This window comes from Tsukamurella sp. TY48, assembly GCF_019656655.1.
GTDB classification, from domain to species: domain Bacteria; phylum Actinomycetota; class Actinomycetes; order Mycobacteriales; family Mycobacteriaceae; genus Tsukamurella; species Tsukamurella strandjordii.
The window spans coordinates 508989-529175 of the sequence record NZ_BPMV01000002.1 but is presented as its reverse complement, the minus strand read 5'-3'; the positions used below and the strand labels follow the sequence as shown (position 1 = coordinate 529175).

Below are 20187 nucleotides of genomic sequence, written 5' to 3'. Positions count from 1 at the left end.
CGGGGCGGCGCGTTACAGGGCGCGAGTGGTGAATATGGCGTTGCGGACGCAAAATACGTGACACGTGAATTTCGTTGCGCTATAGTCTGGGCCGCTCGGTGCGGGACAACGGGCCCGTCCACCCGGCAACCCCGAGGTGGCGGGCCGAGCAAGGATGGGGATTACAAGGTATGGCAACTGATTACGATGCGCCACGTCGCTCCGAGGCTGATGAGATCTCGGAGGATTCGCTCGAAGAACTGAAGGCGCGCCGCAACGAGGCACAGTCGGGCACCGTGGATGTGGACGAGGGCGAGACCGCCGAATCGTTCGAACTCCCCGGCGCAGACCTCTCGGGCGAGGAGCTCAGTGTTCGCGTCGTGCCGAAGCAGGCCGACGAGTTCACGTGTACGAGCTGTTTCCTCGTGTACCACCGCAGCCGCCTGGCCGATCCGAACGGCAGCGAGCTGATCTGCATCGACTGCGCCTGATCGCGCAGTCACCCGCGGCGACCCGCTCCAGAGGACTCGGGGACGAGCCCCTCAGTCGAGCGTGGTCGCGGCGGGAATGCACGCGAGCAGCTGGTCCGGATGCCGCGTGGACACCAGCCAGTACGGTGTCGGATCGTCCGGATCGTCCAGCACCACGGCCACCAGCGTCTTGATCCAGCCCCGGTGATAGACGAACGCCGCAGGGTCGAGCTGCCGGCCCAACGCCTTGCTCTTCGCCTCCGGAGGCACCGCCGCCGCACGGGAGACCAGCTCCAGCGGTAGATGCGCATTGCCCGCCCACAGCTCACCGTCGCGCACCCCGACCGAGGCGCGGCCCATCGACCACAGCAGCGCGCCCGCGATGAGGAAGACCACCGGGAACAGTGCGTAGGCCCACGTGGCCCCCCGCGCCGCCAGGTCGATCTCGTAACAGATCAACGCCGAGATTCCGGCTCCGATCAGCCACCAGTACCACGGCACACTCAGCCGTTCGAAGTACCGGGTGCTCGTGTCTGGGGTGTTCACCGTTGGATCCTGCGCCACACCCGCCAGCGTAGTCTGCAAGCCATGGTGAGCCAGATACCCCTACTTCGGCTGGACGAGGGCCTACCCCTTCCCAAGCGCGCGCACCCCGGTGACGCGGGTGTCGACCTGTACTCCACGGTGTCCGTGCGGATCGAACCCGGCACCCGGGCGATGATCCCCACGGGCATCGCGCTCGCCCTGCCGTACGGCACCGTCGGACTGATCCACCCCCGGTCCGGACTCGCCGCGAAACACGGCCTCACCGTGGTCAACACCCCGGGCACCGTGGACGCCGGATACCGCGGCGAGATCAAGGTGTGCCTGCTCAACACCGACCGCGAAACCGCGGTCGAGATCGCCCGCGGCGACCGCATCGCCCAGCTCCTGGTCCAGCAGGTCGAGCTCCCGGACTTCGTCGAGGTCTCCTTCCTCGACGAGACCGTCCGCGGTACCGGCGGCTACGGCTCCTCGGGCGGGCACTCCAGCCTCGACCGCTAGCTTCCCGCCTTCTACGCTGAAGGCATCGTCGTCCCTCGAAACCAAGGAGCACCGCCCCATGGCCCTCGGCCGCCGCAAGTCCGGCAAGCAGCGCAGCGACGCCAACGTCGATCCGTACGCCTCCATCGGGCAGCCGGAGCACCACGCGATCCCCGAGCCGGTGACCGACGAGACCCAGGTCCTCGGCTCCGGTGAGGGTCCCTACGATCTCGCGCAGCTCGAGAGCATCGAGGGTCTCGAGGACGGCCGCCTCGACCTGGGTTCGCTGGTGCTGGCCATGCCGCCCGAGGCGCAGCTGCAGGTGGAGATGAGCCCCGAGGGACAGCCCGTGGGCGTGCACCTCGACACCCCGGTCGGCCGCATCACCCCCGGCGTCTTCGCCGCCCCGAAGAAGGGCGGACAGTGGCGCGAGGTGGTCACCGAGCTGGGGGACTCGCTGCGCGAGAACGGCGCCCAGGTCACCATCGAGGACGGCCACTGGGGCCGTGAGGTGGTCGGAGTCCAGCCCGACGGCGTGCTCCGCTTCATCGGCATCGACGGTCCGCGGTGGATGATCCGATTCGTCGTGGCCGCGCCCGCGGAGGCCGCCGAACAGGCGGCGCAGCTCGCCCGCGCGATGCTGGCCGAGACCGTGGTGCGGCGCGGTACCGAGCCCCGTCCGGCGCGCGATCACCTCGAGATCGAGCTGCCCTCCGAGCTCGTCGCTCAGCTGCAGCAGGCGATGGCGCAGCAGGCCCAGCAGCAGCAGGACGCCGCGGCGTCGATCGCCGAGCAGGTGGCCCAGCGGGCCGCCGCCAACGGCCCCGCCGCGCTGCGTCAGGGCAACCAGGACCGCCTCACCCGCGGGTCGGCGCTCTCACGCCTCAAGCACCAGGACTGATACCGGTCAGCCGGCGGACACCGGCCCGGCCCAGCACGGCCGGGTCGGGTCCGAGTTCGGCCAGCTCCACCACCTCGACCGCGGCACCGTCGATGGCGGCGCCCCACGCCCGCGCCACCGCGACCGGATGGATCAGGTCGCCCTCGGCGCCCACCACCACGGTCGGCGCGCGCAGACCGCGCAGTTCCGCCTCCGTCGGCGCCCGGTAGCCGGCCGCTTCCCGGAGCGCGGGCGCCAGGAAATCTCCGTGCGCCGCCCACGACCGGGTGAGCTCGCGCGCCAGCCAGGCCGGGCTGCCGGACTGCATCCGCGCGATCGCCTCCGCGGCTCCGCGCTCGTCGACCGTCTCCGCGGTGACCCGCGCCGACACCGCGGCGGGGGTGTCGGCCCCGGCCGGGCCGGACCACGGTGGCAGCGTCAACACCAGCGTCACATCCGCGTCGGGACGGTCCAGGGCCCAGCGCGCGGCCGCCGCCGAGCCGAGCGACACCCCGCACACCACGACCGGACCGTCGGCGGCAGCGGCGTCGAGCGCGGCCCGGTACCCGTCCACCACCGACGGTGGCTCCGCATCGACGGCGACCGTGCGCGCGCACAGCGCGGCGACCGGCGCGAACGCCCGCAGCACGAAATCGGCGTCGGACCCCGAGCCCGGCAACAACACGGCGGTGGCACGCGCGAAAGAGGGCATGCGATGAGCATGCCAGTACGCTGGCCGGGTGACGGATGGTGCTGGACGGGACGGCGGAGAACCCGCGATCGAGGCGAACGCGACCCCCGATGGAGCGGCCGCTGCGCCCGAGGCCGCCGAGCCCTCGATTCGGGACCAGGTGCTCGATCAGATGGGCGGCTGGCAGGGCCTGGTGTACTCGGCGCTGCCCGTGGCCGCCTTCGTCCCCGCGAACGCCGTGTGGGGCCTCAAGGGCGGCGTGATCGCCGCGCTCGCCGTGGCCGCGGTCGTGATGGTGATCCGGCTCGCCACCCGCACCTCGATCCAGCCCGCGATCTCCGGTTTCTTCGGGGTGGCGGTGTGCGTGGCGATCGCCCTGCTGGTGGGCGGCAGCGGCAGGGGCTACTACCTGTACGGGATCGTGATGCAGGCCGTCTTCGCGGTGGTCTTCGCCGTCTCGATCGTGGTCCGGTGGCCCCTCGTGGGCGTGCTGTGGCACCTGTTCGACGAGCGTTCCAAGCAGGCGGTCGACGGCGGCCACGACTGGCGCGCCGATCGTCGCCAGTACCGCGGCTTCGTGTGGCTCACGGTGCTGTGGATCGCGATGTTCACCGTGCGCTTCGTGGTGCAGCTCGTCCTGTATCTCAACGACGACGTGAACTGGCTCGGCGTCGCCCGCATCGCCATGGGGTGGCCGATGTTCGCCCTCGGGCTGCTCGTGACCTTCGTCGTGGCGCGGAAACTCACCCATGCTGACTCCGAATGACGTCGTCGAGCTGAGCCCGCAGTCGCCCGGCCACGGCGGCATCGCGGTCGCCCGGCACGACGGGCAGGCGGTCTTCGTGCGCGGCGCGCTCCCCGGGGAGACCGTTCGCGCCCGGATCACCGAGGTGAAGAAGTCCTACGCCCGAGCGAGCACCGTCGAGGTCCGCACGGCGTCGGCGCACCGCGTGCCCGAGAGCTGTCCGGCGGCCGCCGCGGGTGCCGGCTGCTGCGACCTCACCATCGCCACACCGGAGTACCAGCGCACCTGGAAGACCGAGGTCCTCGCCGACCTCCTGGTCCGGTTCGGCCGGTTCGCCCCCGGTGAGCTCGCGCCCACCGTCGGCGAGATCACTCCCGGCCTCACCACCGGCTGGCGCCACCGCGCCCGGCTGCACGCCGCCGCCGACGGCACCCTCGGCTGGCGCGGCGCACGCAGCCACGACCTCGTCGACGCCTCCGGCTGCGCCCAGCTCCCCACCGGCCTCACCGAGGGGCTGCGCGCCACGCCCGGCGACGAGGTGGCCGTCGTGCTCGACGACGACGGTGCGCGGCACGCCGTGGCGGGCGGCACCGTGCTCGACGGCACCGGCATGGCCGACTACCGGATCGGCGGGACGGCGTGGCGCCTTCCCGCCGGCTCCTTCTGGCAGGCGCACCGCGACGCCGCCGCCCACTACAGCGCGCTGGTCGACCGCTGGACCGCCGACCTGCTCGCCGACGGCACCGTCGACGCGGGCGCGCGTGCATGGGACCTGTACGGCGGCGCGGGTGTCTTCGCGGCCGTGCTCGCCGAGCGTGGACTCACGGTGGACGTGGTCGAGACCGCCCGCGAGGCGATCGCCGCCGGCCGCGACGCGCTCGACGGTTCCCGGGTCCGCTTCCATCGCGGCGACGTCGCGCGGACCGTCGGCCGGCTGCGGGCACCCGGGCTCGTGGTGCTCGATCCGCCGCGCTCGGGTGCGGGCAAGGCCGTGATCGCGGCCATCGCCACCGCCGCCCCGCGGGCCGTGATCCACGTGGGCTGCGACCCGGCCGCCTTCGCCCGTGACCTGGCGCTCTTCCGGGACGCCGGGTACGCGGTGCGCGAGGCCGTCGCCGTCGACGCCTTTCCCGGCACCCACCATCTCGAGTGCCTCGCGGTGCTCACCACCGGCAGTGCGCCGTAAACTGGCCGGAGCGTTCGTTTGCGGTGTAAACACGAGGGATATCGGAAGGAGCGGCACGGCGGTATGAATCTGCTCAGCACCATCGAGTCCCCGCAGGACCTGCGTCGGTTGGACCAGGCGCAGCTGTCCCAGTTGGCGTCGGAGATCCGTGCCTTCCTCGTCGAGAAGGTCGCCGCCACGGGCGGCCACCTCGGCCCCAACCTCGGCGTGGTCGAGCTCACGCTCGCGATCCATCGCGTCTTCTCCTCGCCGGTGGACCCGGTGATCTTCGACACGGGCCACCAGGCCTACGTACACAAGATCGTGACCGGCCGCCGCGACGAATTCGACACGCTGCGCCAGGCCGGCGGACTGTCCGGCTACCCGTGCCGCAGCGAGTCCGAGCACGACTGGGTCGAGTCCTCGCACGCCTCGGCGTCGCTGAGCTACGCCGACGGTCTGGCGAAGGCCTTCGAGCTCAAGGGCGAGCAGCGCACCGTGGTCGCGGTGGTCGGCGACGGCGCCCTCACCGGCGGCATGTGCTGGGAGGCGCTCAACAACATCGCCGCATCCGACCGGCCCGTGGTGGTGGTGGTCAACGACAACGGCCGCTCGTACGCGCCCACCATCGGTGGTCTCGCGACCCACCTGTCGGGCCTGCGCACCCAGCCCGAGTACGAGAAGCTACTGGGCGAGGCGCGCCAGCGGCTGCGCAGCACGCCGGTGGTCGGCGAGCCGCTGTACTCCGTGCTGCACGGCATGAAGGCCGGCATCAAGGACATGCTCAGCCCGCAGGCACTGTTCGCGGACCTCGGCCTGAAGTACCTCGGCCCGATCGACGGGCACGACGAGGCGGCCGTCGAGGAGGCGCTGCGCCGCGCCCGCGACTTCGGCGGTCCCGTGGTGGTGCACGTGATCACCCGCAAGGGCAACGGTTATGAGCACGCCGAGAACGACGAGGCCGATCAGATGCACGGCATCGGCGTGATCGACCCCGTCACCGGTCTGCCCGTGGGCGGTGGCGGCGGCGCTGACTGGACCTCGGTCTTCTCCGAGGAACTCATCAGCCAGGGGGAGCGCCGTCCCGACGTGGTCGCGATCACCGGTGCGATGGCCGAGCCGACGGGCGTGGCCGATTTCGGCCGCAAGTTCCCCGAGCGGATGTACGACGTGGGCATCGCCGAGCAGCACGCGCTCACCTCGGCCGCCGGTCTCGCGCTCGGCGGCATCCACCCCGTGGTCGCGCTGTACTCGACCTTCCTCAATCGCGCCTTCGACCAGTTGCTGATGGACGTCGCGCTGCTCAAGCAGGGCGTCACGGTGGTCCTCGACCGCTCCGGGGTCACCGGCCCCGATGGCGCCAGCCACCACGGCATGTGGGACCTGTCGCTCGCGGCCATCGTTCCCGGCCTGCGCGCCGCGGTCCCGCGCGATGCCACCCGGCTCCGGGAGGAGTTCGCCGAGGCGCTCGACGTCGACGACGCTCCCACGCTGATCCGGTACGGCAAGGGCGCGGTGCCCGCCGATCTCGACGCCGTGCGCCGCCTGGACGACGGGGTCGACGTGCTGGTCGGCGACGGCGCCGCCGACGTGCTGATCGTGGCCGTGGGCGCCTTCGCGCACACCGCGGTCGACGTGGCCGCCCGCCTGCGCGATCAGGGCATCGCGGCCACCGTCGTCGATCCCCGCTGGGTGCTGCCCGTCCCGGGTTCGATCGTGGACCTGGCCCGCGCGCACCAGCTGGTGGTGACCCTGGAGGACAGCGGCGTGGCCGGCGGTATCGGTGCCGCGGTCACCGCCGCGCTGCAGCGTGCCGAGGTCGATGTGCCCACCCGGGTGCTGGGCATCGAACAGCGCTTCCTCGACCACGGCTCGCGCGGTGAGCTCCTCAAGGAGCTGGGGCTGACCCCGTCGGAGATCGCGTTCCGCATCACCGGGTGGGTCACCGCGTGCACGCCCACGGCGGTCCCGCAGGCCAGCGCATCGAAGAACACCGCGTCGAAGAACACCGCGTCGAAGAACTCGGCTTCCGCGACTGCGGCGGACAGCGCGGCGCCGGAGAATGCGGCGTCGTCGAATGCCGAGGTGCCGGTGGCCGGGCGGGCCCGCGGCTAGCGGTCAGTCGAGCGCGACCGCGGTTCGCGGTCAGTCGAGCGCAGCGGCGACTGCGGCCACGGTCAGCTGGCGCTGCCACGTGCGTGCGCCCGAGGCGGCCAGCGCCGTATCGATCTCGGCGGTGCCGTGCGCCTTGTCGTCCCAACACAGCTGACGCACAGCGTCGGTCGGGAGCAGATTCTCCACGGGCACCTCGACCTGCTCGGAGATCTCGGCGAGCGCGGCCCGCACGCGGGCCAGCCGCTCGGCGGCCTCCGGGTTCGACTTCGCCCAGCGGTTGTTCGCGGGCACCCCGGTCCGGGGACCGTGCAGCGGGGGGAGCTGCGCATCGGACAGCGCGTTGGCGCGGTTGATCGCCCCGACCCAGCGCTTGGCGGTGCGCCGCATCCGCGGGCCGCCGAACACCGGCAGCGCGGTGAGCTCGGATTCCGTGGTGGGGTTCTTGGAGGCTGCGTTGATGATCGCCGCATCCGGCAGGGTGCGTCCCGGCGCCACGTTGCGCTGTTCGGCCATCTCGTCGCGCGCCAGCCAGAGCTCGCGTGCCCGTCCGAGTTGGCGTCGGGTGCGCAGCGTGCTCAGACCGGACAGTCGCCGCCACGGGTCCGGCTTCGGTGCGGGATCGGGGCGGGTGCGGGCGTACTCGAACTCCTCGAGCGCCCATTCGAGCTTCCCCGCGGCGTCCAGGCGCTCGTACGCCTCATCGCGCAGGTCCACGAGCAGCTCCACGTCGAGGGCCGCGTAGTTGAGCCAATCGTGGGGGAGCGGGCGGGTGCTCCAGTCGGCGGCGCCGTGCCCCTTGGCCAGGGCGTAGCCCGTGAACTCGGAGGTCATCGCCGCCAGGTTCACCCGCGGTTCGCCCAGGAGCCGCCCGGCCAGCTCGGTATCGAACAGGGCATCGCAGAGGAAGCCGTCGTCGCGCAGGCATGGGAGGTCCTGATCGGCGGCGTGCAGCACCCACTCGACGTTCCGCAGCGCGTCGATCACCGGTGCCAGCCCCTCGGGCTCGTGGATCGGATCGAGGAGGAAGAGCCCGGAGCCGGTGCGCTTGATCTGGATCAGGTAGGCGCGGGAGGAGTACGTGAACCCGGACGCCCGCTCGGTGTCGAGTGCCACGGGGCCGGTGCCACGGCGCAGCGCGGCGGCGCATTCCGCGAACTCCTCGACCGTGGTGAGCGGATCGGGAACGCCCTCGGCGGGCTCGGTGAGCGGGATTCCGGGGACCGGTTCCTGAGCGGCCTTCGCCACGGGCGGACCCTAGACCGAGCCGAGCCTGGTGATGCCGGCCGGCGGGAGGCCGGCGGCCATCTCCAGGACCGAGCAGAAGGCCTCGACGTGGCCCGCGAGATCGGGTGCGAGCGGCGTCCAGGACGCACGGAGTTCCAGTTGGTGCGCGCGGGGCGGACCCGCGATGTCGCCGTACCGCACCGACGAGGTGGCGGTCACGGTGCCGCCGAGGGCGGTCACCTCCTGCCCGCGTTCGGCGAGTGCGTCGGTCAGCCAGCTCCACGCCACCTCGGGCAGCAGCGGATCGGAGGCGAGCGTCTCGTCGACATCGGACTGCACGTACGCGACGAGGCGCATCAGGCCGTTCCAGGCCTCGTGACCGTGGGGATCGTAGAGCAGGATCAGGCGGCCGAAGGTCTCGCCGTCGGAATGCTCGGGGACCACGTCGGACTCGGGGGAGCGCACCTCGGCGCCGAGCGCGTAGCTGTACGGCGCCAGCCGCTGTGGCGGACGGATACTGCCGATCTCGATCTCGGGCCGAACCGCGGCGGTGTGCATCGAATCGACGGCCTCCCGGAAGGGGGCCGGATCGGCACTGCGTTGTCCGGCGCCGATCTCGGCGCCGTTCTCTCCCGCTCCTGGTTGACTCACAAATCGTGACGGTAGCCGCTCACCCGCGACCCGGGCGGGAGGCGCGCCGCAGGCGCAGGGCACCGGCGGCGCGCGGGCGTGACATGATCGATGGCGATGAGTGAGAATCTCGCGCCGGCGGTGGACGCCGGCCCCTCGTATCCGCTGCTCGCCGCCGCGGCCGGAGAGCGCCCGTCGCGGCGTCCGGTGTGGTTCATGCGGCAGGCAGGCCGGTCTCTGCCCGAGTACCGGAAGGTGCGTGAGGGTGTCGGCATGTTGCAGTCGTGCTTCATGCCGGATCTGGTCACCGAGATCACGCTGCAACCGGTGCGCCGCCATCACACCGATGCCGCGATCCTTTTCTCGGACATCGTGGTTCCGCTTAAGGCGGCTGGAATCGACCTGGACATCGTGAGCGGTATCGGTCCAGTGATCGAGCAGCCCGTCCGGGACGCCGCAGCGGTGGCCGCGATGCCCTCGCTCGGCGCGGAACAGGTCGAGCCCGTCGCGGAGGCGGTGCGCAGCCTGCGTGCCGAGCTGCCGGCCGGAGTGGCGCTGATCGGCTTCGCCGGGGCCCCGTTCACGTTGGCCTCGTACCTCGTGGAGGGCGGCCCGAGCCGCAACCACGAGCGCACCAAGGCGTTGATGTACACCGATCCCACCACCTGGCACGCGCTCCTGGGCGCGCTCGCCGATATCGCGATCACCTTCCTGCGGGTGCAGGCCGACGCCGGGGTGCAGGCCTTCCAGCTGTTCGACTCGTGGGCCGGCGCGCTGTCGCTGGCGGACTACCGCGAGTACGTGCTGCCGCATTCCGCCCGGGTCTTCGCCGCCCTGCGCGAGACGAACGCCGCGCTCCCCGGCTTCCACTTCGGGGTGGGAACGGGCGAGCTGCTGGGGGCGATGGGCGAAGCCGGCGCCGACGTCGTCGGCGTCGACTGGCGCGTCCCGCTCGACGAGGCCGCGCGCCGCGTCGGCCCCGGTAAGGCACTGCAGGGCAACCTGGATCCGGCCACGCTCGCCGCGTCCTGGGAGACCGTCGACGCCCAGGTGCGCCGGGTCTGCGCGGAGGCCGATGCGGCCCTCACCGCGGGCGCCACCGGCCACGTCTTCAACCTCGGTCACGGCGTGCTGCCGTCGACCGATCCCGAGGTTCTCACGCGCGTCGTCGAATTGGTGCACTCCCTATGAGCAATGTGGCCGTCGTCGGGGCGGGAATCTCAGGACTGGTCGCAGCCCTCCGCCTGGAGCAGGCCGGGGCGCGCGTCACGGTGTTCGAATCCGGGAACCGGGTGGGCGGGAAGCTGCGCTCGGAGACGGTCGGCGATGTCCGTCTCGACGTGGGCGCGGAGGCCTTCGTCCAGCGCCGCCCCGAGGTGCTCGATCTGGCCGCGGAACTCGGCCTCGCCGACGAGGTGGTCACGCCCGCCGGACGCCGTCCGGCCCTGTACTCCGACGGAGCGCTCCGCGGCCACTTCGGTCGCACCCTGATGGGCCTTCCGAGCGATGCCGACGAGGTGCGGCTGCCGATGAGCTGGCGGCGAGGTGTCGACGTCTCGATCGGCGATCTGGTGCGCTCGCGCCTCGGTGACGAGGTGGTCGAGCGCAGCGTCGATCCGATGGTCGCGGGCGTCTTCGCCGCGCACGCCGACGACGTCTCGGTGCGGGCCGCGCTGCCCGCGCTGGCGGAACGGCTCGACGCGGGCGCGGACTCCCTGGGCACCGCGGTCCGCGATGCGCTCGGCGAACCGAATGATGCACCGATCTTCGGCACTTTCCGCGGCGGCTACCAGCAACTGCTGGACGCGCTGTCCGAGCGCCTCGGCGACCGGATCATGCTGGGCGCACCGGTGCCCGAGGTGCGCCCGCAGTGGAACCTGCGCGGGTCGATGTTCGATGCGGTGGTGCTCGCCGTTCCCGCGCCGCAGGTGGGTCGCCTGGTGTCCGGGTACTACCCGGAGCTCGGTGCCGCGGTTGCCCAGATCCCCGCCGCGAGTTCGGCACTGGTCACGCTGCGCCTACCCGACGACACGCCGCTACCCGATCTGTCGGGCGTGCTGGTGGCCAGCCGCGAGCAGGTGAGTGCGAAGGCGATCACGCTGTCGGGTCGCAAGTGGGACCACATCCCCGACGGTGCCGTGCGGCTGTCCTACGGCAGGCTCGGCGTCAGCCGGATCGTCGACGACCTCGACGGTGGGCTCATCGCCGCGGCGCGGGACGATCTGGCGACCGTGCTGGGCGTCACCGCGGAACCGACGGCGGTCCACGTGCAGCGGTGGTACGAGGGCATCCCGGTGTACCTGCCCGGGCACCGCGACATCCTGGCCGCGATCGAGGCGGCTACGCCCGCCGGAATGGTGCTCGCCGGCGCCTACTTCGACGGTGTCGGCGTGCCCGCCTGCATCGCCCGCGCCGAAGCGGCCGTCAAGCGCGTCCTCGAGCATCTGTCCTAGCCCACGCGGCGCTTGGAGCGAGCCGCGTGGCAGGATGGGTGACGTGGCCAAACTGGATTACGCAGAGCTGAATTCGACCGTCCGCTACCTGATGTTCTCGGTCTTCTCGATCAGTCCGGGCGAGCTGGGCGACGAGGCCGCGCGCGATGCGGCGGCCACCGAGGCGGAGGCCTTCTTCGAGCGCATCCAGCAGGGCGATCTCGTGGTGCGCGGCGTGTACAACGTGGCCGGCATGCGGGCCGATGCCGACTTCATGATCTGGTGGCACGCGGAGAAGCTCGAGGATCTGCAGGCCGCCTACAACGACTTCCGGCGCACCACCGCGCTCGGCCGCGCCAGCGACCCCGTGTGGTCCTCGACCGCGCTGCATCGCCCCGCGGAGTTCAACAAGAGCCACATCCCGGCGTTCCTCGCGGGTGAGGAGCCGGGCGCGAACATCTGCGTGTACCCGTTCGTGCGCAGCCTCGAGTGGTACCTGCTGCCCGACGAGGAGCGGCGCAAGATGCTGGCCGATCACGGCCGAGCGGCGCGGGGCTACCCCGATGTCCGCGCGAACACGGTCCCCGCGTTCGCGCTGGGCGACTACGAATGGTTGTTGGCCTTCGAGGCGCCGGAGATGTACCGCATCGTCGACCTCATGCGCGACCTGCGGGCCACCGACGCCCGCCGCCATACCCGCGAGGAGACGCCCTTCTTCTCCGGACCGCGCGTGCAGGTGCGCGATCTCATCAACGCCCTGCCCTGAGGGCGGCGCCCGGCTCAGGCGTCGCTGTCGGCGGTCCCCGAGTCGGGTTCGAGTCGCATGCTGATCGAGTTGATGCAGTAGCGCAGGTCCGTGGGGGTGCCGTAACCCTCGCCCTCGAAGACGTGGCCCAGGTGGCTGCCGCAGTTGGCGCACAGCACCTCGACCCGGCGCATCCCGAGCGAGGTGTCCTCCCGCTCGATGATCGCGTCTCCGGCGAGCGGGCTGAAGAACGACGGCCACCCGCAGTGCGAGTCGAACTTCGCGTCCGAGCGGAAGAGTTCCGCATTACAGGCACGGCAGCGGTACACGCCCGTGGTCTTGGTGTCGGTGTACTCGCCCGTGAACGGTGCCTCGGTGCCGGCCTGGCGCAGCACCCGGTACTCGGGTGCGGTCAGGCGCTTGCGCCATTCGGAATCGGTGAGTTCCAGCTTGGGGCGGGGAGTCGAATCGGAAGTCTCCGAGGAGGTGCTCATCCCTCCACGCTAACCGCGTGCGCCGTCGGGTGCCACCGGTCCGTCACCGTCGGGCTCCGCCTGCGGCGCAACGGCTACCGGCTCGATGCGTTCGTGCCGACCGGGCTCCTCGTCCGGCGGGAGCGGACGGTCGATGCCGTACTCCAGCCGGCCCTCGGCGCGGGCGTCGAGGTAGCGGTAGACCAGCACGCAGAACGTGACCACGATGAGCAGGGTCCAGCCGAGCGTGCACTTGAGATAGGCCAGGCTGCGGCCCAGCGCCAGCCATTTTCCGGACAGCCAGAAGTCGTAACTGAGGAAGCCGTAGACGGCGAGCCACGCCGGCCAGTTCGCCACCACCGAACTGCGGTAGACGATCGTCATCAGCATCGGGAACAGCAGCATCGAGTAGTAGCCCTGGCCGAGCGAGCCGACCAGCCACATCGCGGTCATGAGCACGCCGGCGGAGGTGGACCACCACAGGAGCTCGTTGCTGCTGCGGTAGTACCGGTACAGCAGGTACACGGAGACGGCGGCCATGATCAGCACGGCGGCCTTGAGCAGGAAGGTCAGCCAGTCGGGGAGCCCGAAGTACATGGCGTTCCCGCTGATCGAGCTGTTGTAGTAGTCCCGCGCCACGCCGAGGTAGGGCATGGTGCGATCGATGTAGCTCTTCGGATCCGCTGCGAGGGCCCACCCGATACCCATCAACACGATGGGGACGCCGATCGCGGTGATCAGGGCCTTCCACTGCCGGTTCAGGATGATCAGGAGCAGGAACACCGCCAGCAGGGGTTTCACCGCGAAGGACAGGCCCAGCGGGATGCCCGCCCACAGGTCCTTGCGCTTGAGCAGCAGCGCCATGGCGACGACCTCGGCGAGCAGCAGGAACAGGTTGAAGTTCGTGTACACGAGGGTGTTCGTGACGGCCTCGGTGGTCACGGCGAAGAACAGCACGGCGGGCGTGACGGCCGAGTTCAGGCCGTAGCCGAACATCCGCAGCATCACGTAGAGCGCCACCAGCAGCGCGATCGTGCTCAGCGCCACGAAGATGTTCCGCGCGGTCTCCGGGTCGAAGTAGCCGAAGGGTGCCATCAGCAGCGTGCCCGACGGGGCGTAGAGGTAGTGCGGATCGACGGTGTCGTAGTTCTCCACGTACACCGGCTCGTGCCGCAGGAATCGCACCGCGGCCGTGTACACCGTGGTGAAGTCGTCGGTCTTGGCGCGGTTCGGCACCAGCACGATGAGTCGTTGCAGCAGCGTCAGGATGGCGAGCGGCCACAGGATCCACTTGATGACGAGGACGGGGTCGGACTTCATCCGGGCGAGAGCTACTGGCACGGATAGACCGTACCGAACCGGCGGGCTCAGGCGGGGCAGGCCCGGGTGCTCGGCGCCTCGAGGCGGTCCAGGTAGGCGACGAGCGCGTTCTGGACGCAGGCCGACCGGACCACGGCACCGTCGCCGATACCGCCCCAGGTGACGGCGGCGGGTTGGGCGCCCGCCACCGTGAGCTGTCCGTTGAGTGTCTCCAGCGCGTCACGGGAGGTGAGGGGGTCGGCGGCCGCGGTGGCCACCAGCGACCGCACCGACAGCGGCGTCAGGGCCGGCGGCTCCGGCATCGAGGGCCAGGACGTGCAGTCCGCGAGGGTCAGCGCGGACGCGGCGCCCAGCCGGTACTGCGGGCCCCATTTCTCGGCGTTGGCCTTGGCCTGGTCGGGTGAGGCCTTCTGCGCGGCGTCGGAGCAGCGGCCCACGAACTGGCCGTCGCTGCCGAGGGCCTCGTCCGCGGTGCGCAGGATGGCGCGCAGCGGTGCGGGGTCGCCGGTGCGGGCGGCCTGGAGAGCCGGCGCGAGGGCGGCGATGCGGGCGTCACGGTCGCCGGCGCCGATGCCGAGGGTGGTGATCACCGCGCGCCGGACATCGGTGTCGGTGAACGGCGCCAACCGGCCCGCGGCGGCGCGGTCGACGACATCGCGGATCGCCCCGGTGGGGTCCGGTCCCAGGGCGCATGCCGGCCCGCACTGGCTCGCCAGCGCCTGCAGCGTGGCGCTGGTGCCCTTCGCGGCGTCCTCGGCCCGCGCGGCCTCGGGCGCGGAGTACCGGACGGGGGAGTCGAGGGCCAAGCGCGCCACCTGCTTCGGATGCTTCGCGGCGTACGCCAGTGCCGTGGTGGACCCGTCTCCGACGGCGAGCAGCGCCAGCGCGGGGACGCGCCACGCGCTGCGCAAGGCCTCCAGATCGTCGGCGGCGCCCGCGGCCGTGTACTCGGTGAGCGTCGCGGGGTAGGCGTCGCCGCAGAGGGTCGCGGCCTCCGTCGACGCCCGGCTGATCGCGGCCACGCGCTCGTCGAGAGGGTCGGCGGGACCACCTCCGGAGCGGAAGACGGATCGCTGTTCCGCGGTCCGGCAGGTCAGTGGGGCAGATCCGCCGAGACCGCGGCGGTCGATCGCGACCACCGGGCGGGTGGCGAGCAGCGGCGCTTCGCCCGCGGCGAGCGTGGTGAGCGCCCGTTGGCTGGTGAACTCGGTGCCGCCGACCATCACCAATGGGGGTGCGGTCGCGGGGGTACCGGGCACCACGGCGCGGGTCAGCGCGACGCGCAGGGGCGCCTGCGATTGGCCCAGCGCCACGGTGAGCGAGCCGCACTGCAAGGTCGCGTTGCCGGCGGCGGGTGCGTTGTAGCGGGCGGCGAGCTGGTCGGTGCAGTCCTGCCAGGAGATCGGATCGTTCTGGGGCGCGCGCCACTGCGGGGCCGCATCCACCGGGTTGGCCGAGCTCGACGGTGCGCCGCCCCCGCCGCCGGACCCGAAGTCCGTGACGTATCCGGGCGATGGTGCGGGCGACGGTGCGCATCCCGCGACCGCCACGGCGACCGCGACGAGGGCGGCGCCGACGGTGAGCGGTCGCACGGTACGCGGCTGAGGCATGGTCTTCACCCTAGCGACGTTCGCCGCGTGCCCGGGTCAGCGCAGCCAGCGTGTGTAGAGGAAGCCCTCGTCGTCGGCGAGCGCGTGCGCGGGCTTCCAGCGGTCGGTGGCGAGATCGGGGCCGGAGACGATCCGGCCGCCGTGACCGCCGACCACGCGGGGTGCGACGGTGAGGCACAGCTCGTCGACGAGGTCCTGGGCGAGCAGCGCACCCAGAACCCCGGGCCCGCCCTCGGCCAGCACGCGGCGCAGGCCGCGGCGCTGCAGGTCCGCGAGGACCTCGCGGAGATCGACCGAATCGCCGTGCCCGGAGTAGACGATCGGTTCCGGGCCGCCGTCCGGGTAGAGGCGTGGAGTCCGTTCCAGTTCGCCGCGGGTGATCACGGCGAGCGCGGGATGGGGTGGGGTTCCGTAGTCCTCGTCGCGCACCGTCGCCGCGCCCACCAGGACCACATCGGCGGCGGCGCGGAGCGCTTGGAAGACGCGGCGATCCCCGGGACCGCCGAGCGATCCCGACCGTCCGCCGGCCGTGGCGGCACCGTCGAGCGAGGTGATCATGTTGGCGCGCACGTACGGCCGGTCGCCGTCGTCGGGGTGGCGGTACAGCGCGGCGAGCGCCTCGGGATCCTCGGGAAGCGGGGGCGGCAGCAGCGCGGTCACCACATCGACGGTAGCCGAGGTGACCGGGCGAGTGACCTGCGGATAAAGTTCACCGCATGACGTTGCATCTCGTGGATCGCACACCGACGGTGACGCCGGAGCAGATGGTCGAGCAGCTGGTGCCGCCGGAGATGTTCAGCGAGGTCAGCTTCGACAGCTACATCCCGGATCCCAACGAGCCGAGCCAGGCCGCGGCGGTGCAGAGCGCCCGCGACTTCGTCGCCGACGTGAACAAGCTGACCAAGCAGCGGAACAAGAAGGGCCTGTTCGGCCGCAAGAGCACCCCGCCGCACGGTGTGGGCCTCTACCTCGACGGCGGATTCGGCGTGGGCAAGACCCACCTGCTGGCCTCGATCTTCCACAGCGTGCCCGCGCCCAAGGCCTTCGGCACCTTCGTCGAGTACACCCACCTCGTGGGCGCGCTCGGCTTCAACCAGTGCGTCGAGTACCTGTCGAACCACAGCGTGCTCTGCATCGACGAGTTCGAACTCGACGATCCCGGCGACACGATGGTCATGTCGCGGCTGCTCACCGAGCTCGCTTCGCGGGGTGTGTCGATCGTCGCCACGTCCAACACGCTGCCGGGACAGCTCGGCGAGGGGCGCTTCGCGGCGCAGGACTTCATGCGTGAGATCAGCAAGCTGAGCGCGGTCTTCCAGTCGGTGCGGGTCGATGGGCCCGATTACCGGCACCGCGACCTGCCGCCCGCGCCCGATCCGCTGTCGGACGAGGAGCTCGTCGCGATCGCCGAGGCCGATCCGACCGCCACCCTGGACACCTTCGATGCGCTGTCCGAGCACCTGTCGAAGCTGCACCCGTCGAAGTACAAGCAGCTGGTGGAGGGCATTTCCAAGGTGTGCATCAGCGGCGTGCACCCGGCCGACAACCAGACGGTGGCGCTGCGCATCGTGGTGCTCGCCGACCGCCTGTACGACGCGGGCATCCCGGTGCTCGTCTCGGGCGCGAAGCTCGACGAGATCTTCACTCCGGAGATGGTGGCCGGCGGCTACCGCAAGAAGTATCTGCGCGCCACGTCGCGCCTGCTGGCGCTGTCGCGTTTCGCCTCGGCCGACGCGAGCTAGCGCGCAGAAAGCGGAAACCCGCCCGGGGTCTTGTGGGCCGGGCGGGTGTCCAAGGGTGAGGGTGTCGGTGAAGTGAGACGCAGCTCACATCGCTGACGAGAAGTTACTGTACGGTATGTCGCGGATTCCGGGAAGCGGATTGTCGACGATGCCGATCAGGAGCGCGAGAACCGCGCGATCGCGGCCGACGCCTCCTTGATCTTCGCGGCGGTCTCCGCCTCGTCGCCCGAGCGGGCGGCGTCCACCACGCAGTGGCTCAGGTGATCTTCCAGCAGTCCCAGGCCCACGGCCTGCAGGGCCTTGGTCATGGCGGAGACCTGCGTGAGGATGTCGATGCAGTACTTCTCCTCTTCGACCATCCGCTGCAGGCCGCGGGCCTGCCCCTCGATACGTCGAAGCCGCTTGAGGTACTCGTCCTTGTCGGACATGTAGCCGTGCGCGTGGTCGTGACCGGTTTCCGTGGTCGTCATGGTTCCAGTATTCACTTCTGCGGCCGGAAGCCGCGTAGCCGGAGGCTGTTGCTCACCACGAACACCGACGACAGGGCCATCGCCGCGCCGGCGAGCATCGGGGTGAGCAGGGCCGCCGCCGCGAGTGGCAGGGCCGCCAGGTTGTAGGCGAAGGCCCAGAACAGGTTGGTCTTGATCGTGGACAGCGTGCGACGGGAGAGCCGGATAGCGTCCACCACGGTGCGCAGGTCGCCGCTCACCAGGGTGAGGTCCGCGGCCTCGATGGCGGCATCGGTGCCGGTGCCCATGGCGATGCCGAGATCGGACTGCGCGAGCGCCGCGGCATCGTTGACGCCGTCGCCCACCATGGCCACCGAGCGTCCCTCGCCCTGCAGACGCCGGACCGCGTCCACCTTCTGCTCGGGCAGGACCTCGGCGATCACCTCGTCGATGCCCACCTGATCGGCGATGAAGCGCGCCGCGGGCTCGTTGTCGCCCGTGAGCATGATCGGCCGCAGACCCAGCCGCTTGAGCCGCGCGACCGCGTCGGCGGAGGTCGGCTTGATCTCATCGGACACCACCAGCACGCCACGGGCGGCACCGTCCCAACCCACCGCGATCGCGGTCTGACCGCGCCGCTGGGCCTCGTCGAACTCGGCGCGCAGGGCGTCGGGCAGGGGCATGGCCCAGTCCTCGAGGAGGACGGGGCGTCCGGCAACGACGGCGCGATCGTCCACCATGCCCTGGACGCCGAGGCCGGGCACGTTCACGAACTGCTCGACGGCGGCGAGCGTGCCGCGGTGCTGTGCGGCCTGCGCGATGGCGCGGGCGATCGGGTGCTCGGAGGCGGCCTCCAGTGCTCCTGCCATGGCGAGCACATCGGTCTCGGTCTCGTCCGCGGCGGCGTGCACGGCCTGCAACTTCATCACGCCCGTGGTCACGGTGCCGGTCTTGTCGAGCACCACGGTGTCCACCGTGCGGGTGGACTCCAAGGCCTCAGGGCCCTTGATCAGGATGCCGAGCTGAGCGCCGCGTCCGGTGCCCACGAGCAGGGCGGTCGGAGTGGCCAGGCCGAGGGCGCAGGGGCACGCGATGATCAGCACGGAGACCGCCGCGGTGAGGGCCATCGACGCGGATTGTCCGGTGCCGAGCCAGAATCCGAGCGCGCCGACGGCGATCGCGATCACGATCGGCACGAAGACGCCGGAGATCCGGTCGGCCAGCCGCTGCGCCTTGGCCTTGCCGGCCTGTGCGTCTTCGACGAGACGGCTCATCTGTGCGAGCTGGGTGTCGGCACCGACGCGTGTCGCGCGGATCACCAGGCGCCCACCGGCGTTCACCGTCGCACCCGTGACCGTATCGCCGGGGCGCACCTCGACGGGCACGGATTCGCCGGTGAGCAGCGAGGCGTCGATCGCGGACTGTCCCGCGACCACGGTGCCGTCGGTCGCGATCTTCTCGCCGGGGCGGACCACGAACTCGTCACCGACGGCGAGTTCGCCGATCGGGATCTGCGTCTCGACACCGTCTCGGAGCACGGCGGCGTCTTTGGCGCCCAGCTCCAGCAGGGCACGCAGGGCCGCGCCCGCCTGGCGCTTGCTCTTCGCCTCGAAGTAGCGGCCGGCCAGGATGAATGTCGTGACGCCCGCCGCGGCCTCGAGGTAGATGTTGGCGGTACCGTCCATCCGCTCGATGGTGAAGCTGAACGGGTGGGTCATGCCGGTCACGCCGGCGGCGCCCCAGAACAGCGCGTAGATCGACCAGCCGAAGGCGGCGAGCGTGCCGATCGACACCAGCGTGTCCATCGTGGCGGTGCCGTGCTTGAGGTTGGTCCACGCGGCGCGGTGGAAGGGGAGGGCGCCCCACACCACGACGGGCGCGGCGAGCGTCAGCGAGAGCCACTGCCAGTAGTCGAATTGCAGCGCGGGGATCATCGCCATCGCGATCACCGGGACGGTGAGCGCGGCGCTGATGAGGAGGCGCTGGCGCAGCGCGTCGGCGGGTTCGTGGGTGCGGCCCGACGGTTCGCCGTCGGCGCCCTCGCCCGCGGGGGCGGGGACGTGGGCGGCGTATCCGGCCTGCTGCACGGCGTCGATCAGTGCCGCGGTATCGGTGCCAGCGGGGGCGTTCACGTGCGCCTTCTCGGTCGCGAAGTTGACGGTGGCGGTGACGCCGTCGAGCTTGTTCAGCTTGCGCTCGATGCGGTTGGCGCAGGAGGCGCACGTCATGCCCTCGATCTCGAGGTCCACCGAGGTGGTGGGCGCGTGGGTCTCAGTGGCCATCGTGGCCCCCTTCGCTGATCGACGGTGCGGTGGCGTGCGGGCCGGGCTGTTCGGCCGTGGGGCCGACGGCGGAGCCCACGGCGAATGCGGCGGCGAAGACCACCGCCAGGCCGGCTGCGTAGGTTCCGATCTTGACCATGGGATTCATGGCTTCTCCCGTCTTCGACACTCCACCAACATACTATACCCCCCTAGGGTATGCAAGATGATGT

At 71.3% G+C, this 20187-nt stretch carries 21 protein-coding genes; 10 read left to right on the top strand and 11 right to left on the bottom strand.

Annotated elements, in window-relative coordinates:
* Nucleotides 1–170 precede the first annotated feature (170 nt).
* Entirely contained in the window at nucleotides 171–470 is a 300-nt protein-coding gene (locus tag TTY48_RS18375; RefSeq protein ID WP_013126518.1) for a DUF4193 domain-containing protein, read from the top strand.
* A 51-nt stretch (nucleotides 471–521) separates the two neighbouring features.
* Here the strand turns inward: TTY48_RS18375 and TTY48_RS18370 are convergent, their stop codons facing one another.
* Entirely contained in the window at nucleotides 522–995 is a 474-nt protein-coding gene (locus TTY48_RS18370) for a DUF3093 domain-containing protein (RefSeq protein ID WP_220659082.1), read from the bottom strand.
* Between the two features lie 42 nt (nucleotides 996–1037).
* Between TTY48_RS18370 and dut the strand changes: the two genes are divergently transcribed.
* Entirely contained in the window at nucleotides 1038–1493 is a 456-nt protein-coding gene (gene dut, locus TTY48_RS18365; RefSeq protein WP_220659081.1) for a dUTP diphosphatase, read from the top strand.
* 58 nt (nucleotides 1494–1551) lie between these two features.
* Complete coding sequence (locus TTY48_RS18360) at nucleotides 1552–2373, top strand: DUF3710 domain-containing protein (RefSeq protein WP_220659080.1); 822 nt, start codon at nucleotides 1552–1554, stop codon at nucleotides 2371–2373.
* Here the strand turns inward: TTY48_RS18360 and TTY48_RS18355 are convergent.
* Nucleotides 2357–3064: an alpha/beta fold hydrolase gene (locus TTY48_RS18355; RefSeq protein ID WP_220659079.1), complete on the bottom strand. Its 708-nt coding sequence runs from the start codon at nucleotides 3062–3064 to the stop codon at nucleotides 2357–2359. The genes TTY48_RS18360 and TTY48_RS18355 overlap by 17 nt on opposite strands.
* Nucleotides 3065–3092: 28 nt before the next feature.
* On the opposite strand from TTY48_RS18355, the gene TTY48_RS18350 reads away from it, so the two are divergent.
* From TTY48_RS18350 to dxs, 3 genes are all read left to right on the top strand, one after another.
* Nucleotides 3093–3809 carry a DUF3159 domain-containing protein gene (locus TTY48_RS18350; protein WP_220659078.1) on the top strand — a complete coding sequence of 239 codons (717 nt, stop codon included), beginning with the start codon at nucleotides 3093–3095 and terminating at the stop codon, nucleotides 3807–3809.
* A complete protein-coding gene (locus TTY48_RS18345; protein ID WP_220659077.1) occupies nucleotides 3793–4974 on the top strand; it encodes a class I SAM-dependent RNA methyltransferase in 1182 nt (393 codons plus the stop codon). Before TTY48_RS18350 ends, TTY48_RS18345 begins: the two co-directional genes overlap by 17 nt.
* A gap of 63 nt (nucleotides 4975–5037) precedes the next feature.
* Nucleotides 5038–7068: a 1-deoxy-D-xylulose-5-phosphate synthase gene (gene dxs, locus TTY48_RS18340; RefSeq protein WP_255585816.1), complete on the top strand. Its 2031-nt coding sequence runs from the start codon at nucleotides 5038–5040 to the stop codon at nucleotides 7066–7068.
* Between the two features lie 30 nt (nucleotides 7069–7098).
* Here dxs and TTY48_RS18335 read toward each other — a convergent pair whose 3' ends face one another.
* Together TTY48_RS18335 and TTY48_RS18330 are read right to left on the bottom strand one after the other, a co-directional pair.
* Nucleotides 7099–8313, bottom strand: a complete 1215-nt coding sequence (locus TTY48_RS18335) for an HRDC domain-containing protein (RefSeq protein ID WP_220659076.1) — start codon at nucleotides 8311–8313, stop codon at nucleotides 7099–7101.
* Nucleotides 8314–8322: 9 nt separating this feature from the next.
* Entirely contained in the window at nucleotides 8323–8943 is a 621-nt protein-coding gene (locus tag TTY48_RS18330) for a DUF3000 domain-containing protein (RefSeq protein ID WP_220659075.1), read from the bottom strand.
* Between the two features lie 96 nt (nucleotides 8944–9039).
* On the opposite strand from TTY48_RS18330, the gene hemE reads away from it, so the two are divergent.
* From hemE to hemQ, 3 genes are read left to right on the top strand one after another with little or no spacing between them, the layout of a single operon-like run.
* Nucleotides 9040–10113 carry a uroporphyrinogen decarboxylase gene (hemE, locus tag TTY48_RS18325; RefSeq protein ID WP_220659074.1) on the top strand — a complete coding sequence of 358 codons (1074 nt, stop codon included), beginning with the start codon at nucleotides 9040–9042 and terminating at the stop codon, nucleotides 10111–10113.
* Nucleotides 10110–11375 carry a protoporphyrinogen oxidase gene (gene hemG, locus TTY48_RS18320; RefSeq protein ID WP_220659073.1) on the top strand — a complete coding sequence of 422 codons (1266 nt, stop codon included), beginning with the start codon at nucleotides 10110–10112 and terminating at the stop codon, nucleotides 11373–11375. The genes hemE and hemG overlap by 4 nt, the downstream gene beginning before the upstream one ends.
* Before the next feature lie 43 nt (nucleotides 11376–11418).
* Entirely contained in the window at nucleotides 11419–12120 is a 702-nt protein-coding gene (gene hemQ, locus TTY48_RS18315; protein WP_220659072.1) for a hydrogen peroxide-dependent heme synthase, read from the top strand.
* Between the two features lie 14 nt (nucleotides 12121–12134).
* On the opposite strand, the gene msrB is transcribed toward hemQ, so the two are convergent.
* The 4 genes from msrB to TTY48_RS18295 are packed head-to-tail and all read right to left on the bottom strand — an operon-like array spanning nucleotide 12135 to nucleotide 16162.
* The gene (gene msrB, locus TTY48_RS18310; protein WP_220659071.1) at nucleotides 12135–12593 is read right to left on the bottom strand and encodes a peptide-methionine (R)-S-oxide reductase MsrB; all 459 of its coding nucleotides are present in this window, start codon (nucleotides 12591–12593) and stop codon (nucleotides 12135–12137) included.
* Nucleotides 12594–12602: 9 nt separating this feature from the next.
* Complete coding sequence (locus tag TTY48_RS18305; RefSeq protein WP_255585815.1) at nucleotides 12603–13913, bottom strand: glycosyltransferase family 87 protein; 1311 nt, start codon at nucleotides 13911–13913, stop codon at nucleotides 12603–12605.
* Nucleotides 13914–13939: 26 nt separating this feature from the next.
* Nucleotides 13940–15502, bottom strand: a complete 1563-nt coding sequence (locus tag TTY48_RS18300) for an alpha/beta hydrolase (protein ID WP_220659070.1) — start codon at nucleotides 15500–15502, stop codon at nucleotides 13940–13942.
* 36 nt (nucleotides 15503–15538) lie between these two features.
* Nucleotides 15539–16162 carry a dihydrofolate reductase family protein gene (locus tag TTY48_RS18295; RefSeq protein ID WP_220659069.1) on the bottom strand — a complete coding sequence of 208 codons (624 nt, stop codon included), beginning with the start codon at nucleotides 16160–16162 and terminating at the stop codon, nucleotides 15539–15541.
* Between the two features lie 56 nt (nucleotides 16163–16218).
* Between TTY48_RS18295 and zapE the strand changes: the two genes are divergently transcribed.
* A complete protein-coding gene (gene zapE, locus TTY48_RS18290; protein ID WP_220659068.1) occupies nucleotides 16219–17244 on the top strand; it encodes a cell division protein ZapE in 1026 nt (341 codons plus the stop codon).
* Nucleotides 17245–17399: 155 nt separating this feature from the next.
* Here zapE and TTY48_RS18285 read toward each other — a convergent pair whose 3' ends face one another.
* The 3 genes from TTY48_RS18285 to TTY48_RS18275 are packed head-to-tail and all read right to left on the bottom strand — an operon-like array spanning nucleotide 17400 to nucleotide 20123.
* Nucleotides 17400–17714: a metal-sensitive transcriptional regulator gene (locus TTY48_RS18285; RefSeq protein WP_304941254.1), complete on the bottom strand. Its 315-nt coding sequence runs from the start codon at nucleotides 17712–17714 to the stop codon at nucleotides 17400–17402.
* Nucleotides 17715–17725: 11 nt separating this feature from the next.
* Nucleotides 17726–19975 (bottom strand): cation-translocating P-type ATPase, encoded by a 2250-nt coding sequence (locus tag TTY48_RS18280; RefSeq protein ID WP_220659067.1) that lies wholly within the window; start codon nucleotides 19973–19975, stop codon nucleotides 17726–17728.
* A complete protein-coding gene (locus tag TTY48_RS18275) occupies nucleotides 19965–20123 on the bottom strand; it encodes a hypothetical protein (protein WP_220659066.1) in 159 nt (52 codons plus the stop codon). Before TTY48_RS18275 ends, TTY48_RS18280 begins: the two co-directional genes overlap by 11 nt.
* Between the last annotated feature and the right edge of the window lie 64 nt (nucleotides 20124–20187).

Coding starts and splice junctions, on each gene's coding strand:
- TTY48_RS18275 (WP_220659066.1), bottom strand. CDS start 20,123: ATGAATCCCATGGTCAAGATCGGAACCTACGCAGCCGGCCTGGCGGTG.
- msrB (WP_220659071.1), bottom strand. CDS start 12,593: ATGAGCACCTCCTCGGAGACTTCCGATTCGACTCCCCGCCCCAAGCTG.
- dxs (WP_255585816.1), top strand. CDS start 5,038: ATGAATCTGCTCAGCACCATCGAGTCCCCGCAGGACCTGCGTCGGTTG.
- TTY48_RS18360 (WP_220659080.1), top strand. CDS start 1,552: ATGGCCCTCGGCCGCCGCAAGTCCGGCAAGCAGCGCAGCGACGCCAAC.
- zapE (WP_220659068.1), top strand. CDS start 16,219: ATGACGTTGCATCTCGTGGATCGCACACCGACGGTGACGCCGGAGCAG.
- hemE (WP_220659074.1), top strand. CDS start 9,040: ATGAGTGAGAATCTCGCGCCGGCGGTGGACGCCGGCCCCTCGTATCCG.
- TTY48_RS18300 (WP_220659070.1), bottom strand. CDS start 15,502: ATGCCTCAGCCGCGTACCGTGCGACCGCTCACCGTCGGCGCCGCCCTC.
- TTY48_RS18355 (WP_220659079.1), bottom strand. CDS start 3,064: ATGCCCTCTTTCGCGCGTGCCACCGCCGTGTTGTTGCCGGGCTCGGGG.
- hemG (WP_220659073.1), top strand. CDS start 10,110: ATGAGCAATGTGGCCGTCGTCGGGGCGGGAATCTCAGGACTGGTCGCA.
- TTY48_RS18345 (WP_220659077.1), top strand. CDS start 3,793: ATGCTGACTCCGAATGACGTCGTCGAGCTGAGCCCGCAGTCGCCCGGC.
- dut (WP_220659081.1), top strand. CDS start 1,038: ATGGTGAGCCAGATACCCCTACTTCGGCTGGACGAGGGCCTACCCCTT.
- TTY48_RS18375 (WP_013126518.1), top strand. CDS start 171: ATGGCAACTGATTACGATGCGCCACGTCGCTCCGAGGCTGATGAGATC.
- TTY48_RS18280 (WP_220659067.1), bottom strand. CDS start 19,975: ATGGCCACTGAGACCCACGCGCCCACCACCTCGGTGGACCTCGAGATC.
- TTY48_RS18285 (WP_304941254.1), bottom strand. CDS start 17,714: ATGACGACCACGGAAACCGGTCACGACCACGCGCACGGCTACATGTCC.